At 30.5% G+C, this 11239-nt stretch carries 7 protein-coding genes; all 7 read right to left on the bottom strand.

Annotated elements, in window-relative coordinates; all coding sequences use genetic code 11:
* Positions 1–5371 (bottom strand): DUF6531 domain-containing protein (locus AB2369_RS07325; protein ID WP_367665826.1); only part of this gene is annotated, 5371 nt, incomplete at its 3' end.
* 100 nt (positions 5372–5471) lie between these two features.
* On the bottom strand, positions 5472–6245 hold the full coding sequence (locus AB2369_RS07320) for a DUF4280 domain-containing protein (protein ID WP_367665825.1): 774 nt from the start codon (positions 6243–6245) through the stop codon (positions 5472–5474).
* A gap of 1 nt (position 6246) precedes the next feature.
* Positions 6247–6765 carry a hypothetical protein gene (locus AB2369_RS07315; protein ID WP_367665824.1) on the bottom strand — a complete coding sequence of 173 codons (519 nt, stop codon included), beginning with the start codon at positions 6763–6765 and terminating at the stop codon, positions 6247–6249.
* A gap of 2 nt (positions 6766–6767) precedes the next feature.
* The gene (locus AB2369_RS07310) at positions 6768–7805 is read right to left on the bottom strand and encodes a pentapeptide repeat-containing protein (RefSeq protein WP_367665823.1); all 1038 of its coding nucleotides are present in this window, start codon (positions 7803–7805) and stop codon (positions 6768–6770) included.
* 55 nt (positions 7806–7860) lie between these two features.
* Positions 7861–9303: a contractile injection system protein, VgrG/Pvc8 family gene (locus AB2369_RS07305; protein WP_367665822.1), complete on the bottom strand. Its 1443-nt coding sequence runs from the start codon at positions 9301–9303 to the stop codon at positions 7861–7863.
* A gap of 131 nt (positions 9304–9434) precedes the next feature.
* Positions 9435–10052 carry a hypothetical protein gene (locus tag AB2369_RS07300; protein ID WP_367665821.1) on the bottom strand — a complete coding sequence of 206 codons (618 nt, stop codon included), beginning with the start codon at positions 10050–10052 and terminating at the stop codon, positions 9435–9437.
* A 58-nt stretch (positions 10053–10110) separates the two neighbouring features.
* The coding region (locus AB2369_RS07295; RefSeq protein WP_367665820.1) for a phage baseplate assembly protein V at positions 10111–11239 on the bottom strand (1129 nt) is incomplete at its 5' end.

Below are 11239 nucleotides of genomic sequence, written 5' to 3'. Positions count from 1 at the left end.
ATTCACTATAGCCTTCTTGGTCCTTTATTTGAGATACTTGTCCTAAACTGTTGTATAAATATTCTATTGTTCCACCATTACTATCTGTGGTACTTGTTATATTACCTGCATAGTCATAGGTGTAGGTCTCTTCTCCACCTTCTGGTGTTATTATTTTAGTTATTCTACCCCAATCATCTAGTAAGTACCTTGTTTCATTTCCATTACCATCAATTATTCCTGTAATGTTTCCTCTTCCGTCATATTTATAGCTTTGGGCTACTTTATTTTCTTCTTTACTATTTGGAGTTATAATATCTTTAATCTGTCCTAATAAGTTATAAGTATATTCTACCTTATTATTTTCTCCATCAAGAGATGTCTTTATATTCCCCTTAATATCGTAGGTATTTTGTGTTATAACTTCCCCAAGAGGATTTTTAACTTCTACAACCTTTCCTCTTAAGTCGTAGGAGTAAGTGGTACCTAATCCATCATCAGTATCCACATTATATTGTTCTGGTAAAACCTCTTTTATTATTCTATCATTCTTATCATAGAATAATCTGGTGGTATTTCCTGAAGGATTAATATAGTGAGTAAGTCTATTCTTACTGTCATACCTATAGTTTCTCTCTAGCTTAAGTTCTATATTCTCTAGGTTCTTGTGTCCAGAGTATTCTTTTAAGCTTATTACATTATCTATCTTGTCATAGGAATAAGCATATCCCCTAAGAATATTATTCTTAGTATCTTTTTCAAACTGCTTTACTACCCTATCAATTTTATCGTATACTCTTTCTATTTCAAAACCCTTTGGTGTTATTATATTGGTTATATTTCCATTTTTATCGTAATTATATTTTGTTACTGCCCAAACTGTTTTTCCTTCATTATCTTTTGAAATAAACTTACCATCTATTTCTTCTTTTTTCTCAATTAGATTTCCTGCTTTATCATAAATATAATGGATTATTTTTTCCGTTGTATCATTGATTTTAAAGCTTTCATAGATTTTATTATTTAAGCAGTCATATTTATATCTGGTTTTAGCACCATACTTATCCTTAACTTCAATTAATCTATTTTCCTTATCATAAGAGAAATAGATATTATGGTAGTCATTGCAAACTTCCTCTTCATCTACTAAAGTAGTTCCATGTCTTTCTAGAATCTTCTTGCTGTTTTTATCATAAGAGTAACAAGTAACATTATATTTTGTTTTATATGTCTTATCCTGATTTTCTCCTGATAAATCTAATTTCTCTGCTGGAACTCTTTTCTCTATTAAATTTCCTAATAAATCATATTTAAATAAGGTTTCATTTCCTGCGTCATCTATTTCTTTTATTAAGTTTCCATGAAGATCATATTTAAAAGTCTTTTCTGTTATTCCTTGCTCATTTATTATAGAGCTTAGCCTATTCATATTATCGTAAATATAAATATATCCTAAGCCATCATCCTTTTCCTCATTATAGTATTCTGGACTTATATGCTTTATAATGTTTCCATTTGAATCATAGAATACCCTCTCTATTCCTCCATCTGGATACATTGTTTTTATTCTTCTATTATCCTTATCATAGACATATTCTATGCCTATTCCATCCTTTTTATAGGAGTCATAGAAATTAGGGTTTATTTCCTTTATTACATTTCCTTCACTGTCTCTTATACTATTGTTTATATAGCCTAGTGGATTTTTTATAGATATAAGTCTGTCCATATGGTCATATCTGTACTCATATCCTTCTCCATTATCAAAGGATCTCTCATAGTTATTTGGAGGAACAAACCTTATTAGATTACCCATTTTATCATAGAATTTTCTTGTTATGTTTCCATTGCCATCCTTAATCAAGGTAACATAGTTAAGTCTATTGTATCCAAACTCTACAGTTCCATAGTCTGTTGTTATAGTTGTATTTCTTCCAACCTCATCATATTCATAGTTATACTCATATTTACTACTTGTAATTACACGAATAGGATCTTTTCCTATATGATCTCCTATTTCATATTCATAGGTTGTAATATTTTCATTTCCATCTACCTTTGTTAAAATACGTCCATAACTATCATAGGTATAAGACTCCGAAGTGTATTCCCCTACTGAAATCTTGGTTTTTTCTGTGTTTAATGTTCCATTTTCATTATAAGTATATATAATTTCTTTTCCTGAGTTATCTACCTTAGTTAAAGGATTTTGATTTTCATCATAGGTATACTCTTCCTTTAATCCATTAGGGAATATTTCTTCTAAAAGACTTCCAAATTCATTGTATGTTCTATGGGTTTCAAATCCATTTCTATTTTTCTCATATATCTTATTTTCATATTTATCATATATATATTCTTCAGTTGACCCATCTTCGTAGAATACATGAGTTATTAATCCTTCTTTACTGTATCTTACCCTTTCTGTTCTCTTACTTTGATGATAATAGAAAGTATTCTCTAGTCTTTCATCATCATAGCTTATCTCACATATATCCCCATTAGGATATTCTTGAGCAATTACCCTTCCTTCATTGTCAAAGAAGTTTTTAGTATAAGTCTTTCCATTCTGGTCTGTTATACTGTTTATATATCCTTCTTCATTATAGGTATACGCAGTAATACCATAGTCTACATGGACAACTTCTGTTAAGGTATCTCCAGTATATCTATATTGAACTGTTCTTCCTATGTCATCTTTTATCTGTATTATTTTATTGTCTTTATAGGTAAAGTAAAGCTTATAATTTGAGAATGTTGTAAGGGTATCTATGGAATCTCCTATATAAGTTATTGAAAGAGTATTATAATATCTATCAATTATATTTATAAGCTTTCCACTCTCATCATACTTATAGGTTTTCTTCTCTAAGTAGCTTTTAAATATCCAGTGGTTTTCAATAAATTCTAGAGTATATATACTTGCTTCACCTTTATCATTAATCCACTTTCCCTCTACATTATTAAAGGTTTCTAAGTGTCCATCATAACAAAGTACATGAGCTTTATCTTCATTAAGCTCCACAAATGTTTCAATATTTACTGTCCATCCTCTACCAAGTATTCCTACCCTATCACTTATGGATTCATATTTTCTTTCAATTTTAAACTCTTCATGAATATCTGGAATAACAATGTCCGTAGCAGGAATATAAAGACTTCCTGTAACTCCATCTACTGGGTCTGCAAGGAACATTCTATTACTTATATACTTTCTAGCCAAAGTGGCAGTTACATTTATCTCTCCATCCATGGCTGCTTGTCCTGCAAATTCTATCCCTAAATCTACTCCTACTCTAACTTTTCCAAAGGTTTTACAACTCATGATTCCTTTATCCACTAGGTTTTTAGCTTTATTTGATATTCCAGTGGCAGTTCCACTAAAGGAGGTGGCCATGGCTGCTGATTCTAAATAATGGCCTATTCCATTATTTATATTTCCGTCATCAGCGTAATCTGCAAGTAAATTAAAGGCACCATCAAGACCTACATCTGCCCCTATCTTCGCTAATGCTGATGTAGCGGTTCCTCCACTTAATAGAGTTATCGCTATTCCTGCTGCCATTACTGATCCATACTTTACTATGTTATAAAGGGTCTCATTTCCACCACATAATCCATCACGTATAAAATTATCAGACTTAGAAAAATCCCCGCTTTGAGCTTTACTATAATCCTGTAATCCTTCTGACATACTGGATACACCTACTGCCATAGATGCAAGACCTACTCCTGCTGCTACTGCAAGAGCTGCTCCACCAGTAGCTACTGTAGCTGCCGCTAATGCAACTGCTCCAATAACTGTTGCAACTGCTCCAAATCCAAATTTACTCTTTCCCTCTTGTACCTTTGCTGTTTGAAATTCCTTTGCCTGATTATTTATTTCATTTTTTATTTTTTCATCATCTTTTGAAATATTCTCTATTTCTGGTGGAAGAGGTCCTACTGGATCCTTAACCGTTCCTATATATTTAATAGTAGGGCCTTGGATAGATGTTTCTTCTTCCATTTTAATAGAAAGGCTTCCGCCCTTAGATATTTCAATTTTATTTTTAGAAGATAACTTAATATTCTTAGGTCTAAGAGGTGGTACTTTCCCATGACCATTTCTCATTCCAAGCTCTAAGTTTTCCGTTGCTGTAAAATTTATATTTTTACCCACAAGGGATACATCTCCTGATTGAGATAAGGTTAAAGAAACAGACTTTCCATTATCTGCTGCAAAGGTCATATCGCTAGGGGTAAGACTCATTTCACTTCCTGATGTACTAGAAAATGACTTATTATCTGGACTGGATGCCTTTGGTGCTGATGTTCTTACTGCATGTACTGCAATAGCCTGGTATTCATAGTTTGTTGGAAAGTATATATGAACTTTACTCCCCCTCTCTGGCATACAATACCAGCTACTACTTTCTATGGCATAAGTGAAGTATTTTCCATTTGAACAAGATTCATATACAGGGTCTATGTCAAAATGCACCCTAAGCATATTACCACTTACCTCTTTAACTATGGCAGGTATGCTCATTCCAAATATTTTAGAATTAGTTTTATATATATTATTTATTCCTTTTAAAAGGGCTAATGTGTATACTATCCTTAATTCTTCCTTATGAACTCCTATGTTTACTCTTATAACTTGACATTTCACTCCATTAAATGTAATCTGTTCCCCAAGTACAAGAACCTTATCCGTTATTATATTCCAAGTCTTATAGTTATCAACAGATATATTTCCTAGATTTCTACCTCTATGCATGTTATATGTGTGAACATCTTGAATAACTTCATAGTCATCTACATTTATTTCATTATTATAATTAAGTTTTGGTAATCCAAATGAGAACCTTCCACTACTAGCTTCTGCATTTGCTAATACTGAAGTATTAAAATGTGTAGATAAACGCTTTATAAATTGCCAATCTGTTTCTTCATATTGAAGTAAAAAATCTCCTATAGCCTTTCCACCTGTGGCATAGTCTTTAAATCCTTTATTGCTATAGAGTTCTAAAATTTTAGATATGACTCTATTATATGTCATATCTAAATTACAAAAGGTTCTACTATTCTTTTTAATATCAAAGTCTTTTGTAAATGACACACATTTTAACTCCATTATGTGCAACCCATTTTCATAAGATATATGGACCTTATCTATCTTTCCTGCAAATAAATTAATATCTCTTTTAAGCTCCTCATTATACATGCTAGCAGTTATGGTTTCTTCTTCAACATTTTTATTTATATATTCTGATAACTTTCCTTCTTCAATTAAAAATTTAACATTAAGATAAATATGTTCATCAAGAGCCTGTATAATATCTATATCTTCTATTTGAATTGAATCATAAGGTATTTCTATTTTTAATCCCTTATATGATAATATCATCTCTTTCCTCCTTTACACCTATTAAATCTAGATTCTTGCAAGGTTATAAGTTTTAATATACTTACCTTGCCTTACCCTAAATCCGTTAAATTTAAAATCCCTATGCTTTTTGCCCACTTGTATAGAATGCAATTTCTCCTCCATAACTACATTCTAGTTTGCATTTTCCAAGGACTGCCTTTTTTCCATCTATTAAAACATCCTCTTTACCATCTATCCATTCTGTATATATCAAAGGAGTACAATCACCTGCACACATAGCAATTAATTCATCACTTACTTCTTCCTTAGGCTTTTTAGAAAATATGTCCATAACCCTATCCATAAATCCTTTTTCTCTCTCTTTAACCTCTTTTGCTATTCTTTCTGCTTCCTTTTTTACACTTGGATTTTCAGGGCTTGTACATACTCCAAAATTTCTTATATTTATTTCTGGAACACTATCTCCAACGTTTAGTTGTTCTACTCCATGAATATATGTTCCATGGCTTACTGGTATAACAACAAAACTTACACGTTTTGCATAGGTGCATGTTATGGCTGCTGTATGGAGAATATATGTGGTTTTAAGTTCTTCCATTCTGGCATCTTCTGCTGCTTTAGCTGCTTCTTGCTCTGCTTTTTCAGCTTCTGCCTTAGCCTCTTCTTCCTGCTTTTTTATCTCTTCTTCTTTCTTAGCCTCTGCTCTTTCCTCTGGTGAGGCTGTAAGCCAATCTATTCCATTTTTAATGTCTCTTTTTAAAAATCCACCTACATTCTTTGCCATGCCTACCACTCCAGCTACGGTACCAACGGCCTCTTCTACTCCCTTTTCAACCTCGTTTTTAATGGTGGAACCTACAATGCCATATTTTTCTTCATCTCTATTAGCCATTTTATCTAACCTCCACTTCTTTAAATTTAATTCCAGTGAAGCTTCTCTTTAAGATACTTTCTGCCACATCTAAAGAAACTATAAAATAATACTCTACCCCAGCTTTTATTTGAAATATATTATAGTCTTTTACCTTTTCCCTATCTAAGACTATATTTTCTATCCATCCATTTTTTAAATAAGTTGTTTCTTCACTTAATACATCAGGTATATCTGTTAAAACCAATCTATAAACCTTTTGAGTTTTTAATTCTAGATTAGTAAATACAGCAATTTTATATATTATTGTATCTTCATACCATTTAAATATGTTATGTAGCTCTTCTGAAACAAGAAGTACAGGTGCTTGTATGAAATCTGGATATACACTATCATCATTTCCTTTTACAATTACATTGGCAGTGTCTTTAAATAAAGCTTCATCTTTCTTTTGTAGGATCATCTTTTGGCTATTATTAAACCCTTTTAATTCAATAGCATTTTCAAGATTTTTATCCTGCTTTAGTATGAAATACTTCATTTTTACTCCCCTCCTTCTATATATATGTCTTGTAACTGTTCAGGAGTTAAATGTAAAAAAGGTATTTGATTCTCACTAAAAATTGCACCCTCTACAATAGCATTTTCAAAGGATACCTTATTAAAAGTTGCTTTTCTAAAATCTAAATTTGTAAGATTACTACTTTCAAAACTAGTTTCTTTAATTATTGCATTTTCAAAGGATGACCCTACTAATAAGCTATGATTAAATCTGCAGTTTACGACCTCAGTATTTTTAAACTGTCCTTTTATAATATTACTTTTAGTAAAATCCATATTAATTAATTTACTATTCTTGAAATTTATAAATAAAAGATCTTCCTCTGATAAATCCGCATCCTTTAAAATGCTATCCTTCCACACTGAATATACAAAAGGCATTTTTTCTTTAGGCTTTTTCTTAAACTCTAAAATATCCTCCACCTTTTTTTCCCTATTATCCATGGAGAATATGGTTTCTGACTTACTTTGATATTCGCCCCATTTTATTAAGTATGCATCCCATAATGAGCTTTCCTTTATCCATTCTTCCTCGTCTAAATTCCACATCCATATTCTTGAATTATCACACATTTGGTTATAGCATTTAGAAGCTAGATTAAAGATTATTTCCTGTATATCATAGTTATTAACTTTTCCAAGATAAGACTTTTTAGCTTTTAATAATTTCTCCTTAAGGATTATGAATGGTTCAAATATAAATAATAAATCTATTTCTTCATAGACAGAATTATCATCTAAGTACCATAGTCCATTGTACCCGTGTATAAGTATTTTATAGGTTTCATTTATTATATTTGTTCTAAGAAATTCAAATTGCAATACATATAATCTATAATCATCATGCAATTCTTGAACCTTTTTTGCCTTTTTATCAACAGATTTTATACCCTCTATTAACATAGCTTTTATCTTTTCTTCATTATCCCTTAAATTTATATTGAAGTTCTTTTCACATTCTTCAATTAAACTCTTGGCCTGATTCAATTTATAGTGCTCTAAAGCTTCTTTCCTATTCACCTTAAAAGCTCACCTTCTTTCTAAGACTATAAACTTCTTTTAAAACATGTTTGTATTAGTTGTTGTTTACTTTGGTTCCCATCTCTTTGATTTGTCCTTCTTCATCAAAGTCTAAACCACCATTTTTATCACACTTTAAAGTAACACCTTTCTTAGCACTTATAAAAAAGCTTTTTTGTGCATCTATTTTTATACTTTCTTTCGCATTTACATTTACATTATTTTGACTTACAATACTTAAAGTTCCATCATTAGTTAAACTCATATCAGCTTGTCCGCTATCACAGGAAATAAAAATACCTCCTGGGGTTAACTTAACCTGTTTATCATGAGCTGTTCTTAAATATTTGTTATCAGGACTAGACATTCTATCTTCTCCTCCTCCAGAAGTGCCATCATAGCTACTAACTGCACTTACTGCAAAGGAATCGCCTTCATTTTTAGTTGGAAAATACACTCTAACACTATCCCCTATTTCAGGCATACAATACCATCCACTTCCATCTGTTGAGGCTGACATTGTTGAATATTTAAAAGAGTATGCTCCTCCCTGACTTTGAGATGAATCTATTTCTAAATGAACCTTAACTTTATCTCCACTTACCCCTATGATTTTTCCGTTAATTGAACTTCCTATAATATTAGTATTAAAAATAGATTTTTGTCTTAATCCATTTTTTACCCTAAGGTTATAAGTATTCTGTAGGATGCTATCTTTAATCTCATAAGTAGTCTCATATACATAAAAATCTTGTCCTAGAAATGGTGTAATATCTCCCAGTTTAAGAACTTGATAGCTATATATTTTATAAGTTATAAATTCTTCTTCTCTTGCATTTTTTAAATAATTTTTTTTCATATAATAATAAGACTCTAAATCCTTAAAAACTTCGTATTGAATTATATCTGTATTTATTTTTTTCCCTTCATTGGAAACTCCTATAACATATTGGATTCCTTCATTATTGGAACACTGAAGAATTCCTTCATTATACTTTGAAGCTATTCTTTTAATAAATTCCCAGTCTGTCTCCTCATATTGTATAAGTAAACTTTTTATAGGTTTATTTGGTATGTTAAATATATAGCTTGAATTACTATATCCTCTCATTATGGTTTTAAGAATCTCATGAGATGTGGTACTTGAATTTTGAAAGGATCTAGATTCCTTTTTTATATCCATTAAGTAAGTCATACTATTTGCTCTTATTTTCAAAATATATACCTTGTTTTCCATCTCAACTTCTATATGATTTACTACTCCATGGAATAAAGTCATAGCCTTATCTTTTTCGTAGTAAAAAACTTCTATGGTTTTATTTTCACCTGTTAGATAAATATCTTTATCTTCTTCTCCACTTTTTAAAATCCCAGTGAGCTCTAAGGTACCATGTTCATTAATTGAAGTTTTTATCTTTAAATCTATAATTGATTGAAGATTGTATCCCTTTACCCTAATATCTTTATAGCTTATTGCTTCTACTTTATTTGATGTCATTATTTCATCCCTCCTTTTTCTAAATAACTATAACAAGGGGTTCTACTACATAATTAAATATAAAAATTCTTTTAAACAATTCCTTATTTAAAATATTAATGATTTAAATATGATTAACCCTAATATAATCTTTATTTAAGGATCCTCATGGACATTATGGTTCCTTTAATTAAAAACTCCCATATCTTTAAATCCTTATAAAAGCAATTATAATTTCCTATAATCGAAGTTCCATTTTTCTCCCTATATATTATGGCGTTATATATATCCCCTTTACCTGTTGGGGTTTTATAAGTTCCATAACTTATTTTAGAATCCCCTTCTCCATGTTCTCTACTTTCAATCCATTCTAAATAAAACTCCATATTTTTAAATTGTTTTTCCATACCAGCCTTAAAGTCATCAAAACTTTGTTTTATTGCTCCCTGATTAATGTAGGTAAAATTTATACTAAGTCCAAAGCCTTCATTTACTAAAATTAGGTTATTGTTTTCATTTACTCTTTCCTCGAAATACCCTAGTGGTATTAAAAGCTCAATTCTTTCATCTAAAAATCTTTTCCGTACAAACTTAAATTTTCTTCCTTCTAAGGTAACATCCCCTTGATTCATTTCTTCGGTTACCCTTTTAAGTATGGCTTCCTTATCTTCTTCCTCTTTGGGCTCTTCTATATTCTCTTTTTCCTTATTTTTATTTTCTATTTTTCTTTCTAGCTTTAGCTTTGCCATTAATTCATCTATATTTGACACAGTATATTCTCCTTTACTCATATATTTCTAACCTCTATATGTTATGGATATCTTAACTTTATCCATTATTATGAACTCTAGTTCCAGTAAAGGTTATTTCTTCACTTTCATCCATAATCAAGCTACTTCCAGATTCACATAAAATATCTATGCTCTTTTGTCCTAATATACTTAATTCATTTTCCGCCCTTAAAGATAGCTCCTCAGCACAAGCTATATTAATATTTTTTTGCCCTATAACGTTGACACTTCCATTTTTATTAAGCTCTATCTTTGCATTACCACCATTACATTCTATTAAAACACCTGTTGGAGTAAATTTGACCTCTTGTCCTGAATCTGTTTTTAAAGATTTTATGGATGGATTAGACATCCTATCATTCTTACCCTTTGACTTAGGATTATGTGAACCTATAGCACTTATAGCAATAGCCTTCTTTTCTTCCTTAGTAGGACAATATATCCTAACCTTTTCTCCAATTTCAGGCATACAATACCATCCTCCACCATCTGGGGATGCAGCTACAGTGGAATAAGGGAACCAATAGGAATTATCTGAAGAATTATCTATTTCTAATTTAACTTTTACCTTATCTCTATTAACCCCTAGTATTGACCCATTTATAGATATTCCTATAACCTTAGAATTATATAGCCTCTTCTCTGTAAGTCCTCCTCTAGGCGATAAATCATATATAGCCTCTAATCTACTGTCTTTAAGTTCATAAATTAAACTTTTTATATAAAATTTACGTCCTATATGTGAAAGATTTTCTCCTACATTAAATATCTCATTCATTTTGACTCTATAAGTTATAAAATCAGTGTCTTTTATAGCTTTTTTATAATTATTTTTCATATCATTATATCTATTAAGGTCTTTATAAACTGTATAGTTTTTAATATGATTTTTAGACTTTACTTCTATTTCAGGGGGGCCAAAAAACACCTTAGGCTTTCCTGATTGCATAGAAACCATGATTCCTTCATTATATCTAGATAAAAATCGTTTTAAGAACTCCCAATCTGTTTCATTGTATTGTAATATAAATTCTCCAATAGGTTCATTAGGTACATTTATCTTATACTTTATATTCTTGTATTCTCCCATTACTTTATTTATAAGTTGATGAGATGTCATATTAGGATTTTGAAAGGCTCTTCTTCTCTCATAGATATCCATAATA

It is taken from the genome of Clostridium sp. (assembly GCF_040797585.1).
In the GTDB taxonomy this organism is placed as follows: Bacteria; Bacillota; Clostridia; order Clostridiales; family Clostridiaceae; genus Clostridium_Z.
Note: the sequence above shows the minus strand (reverse complement) of the source record. Positions and strands in the feature narration are given on the sequence as shown.

Bases quoted from the DNA above. Each gene is read 5' to 3' on its own strand.
- AB2369_RS07320 (WP_367665825.1), bottom strand. From the start codon at position 6,245: ATGGCTAATAGAGATGAAGAAAAATATGGCATTGTAGGTTCCACCATT.
- AB2369_RS07315 (WP_367665824.1), bottom strand. From the start codon at position 6,765: ATGAAGTATTTCATACTAAAGCAGGATAAAAATCTTGAAAATGCTATT.
- AB2369_RS07305 (WP_367665822.1), bottom strand. From the start codon at position 9,303: ATGACATCAAATAAAGTAGAAGCAATAAGCTATAAAGATATTAGGGTA.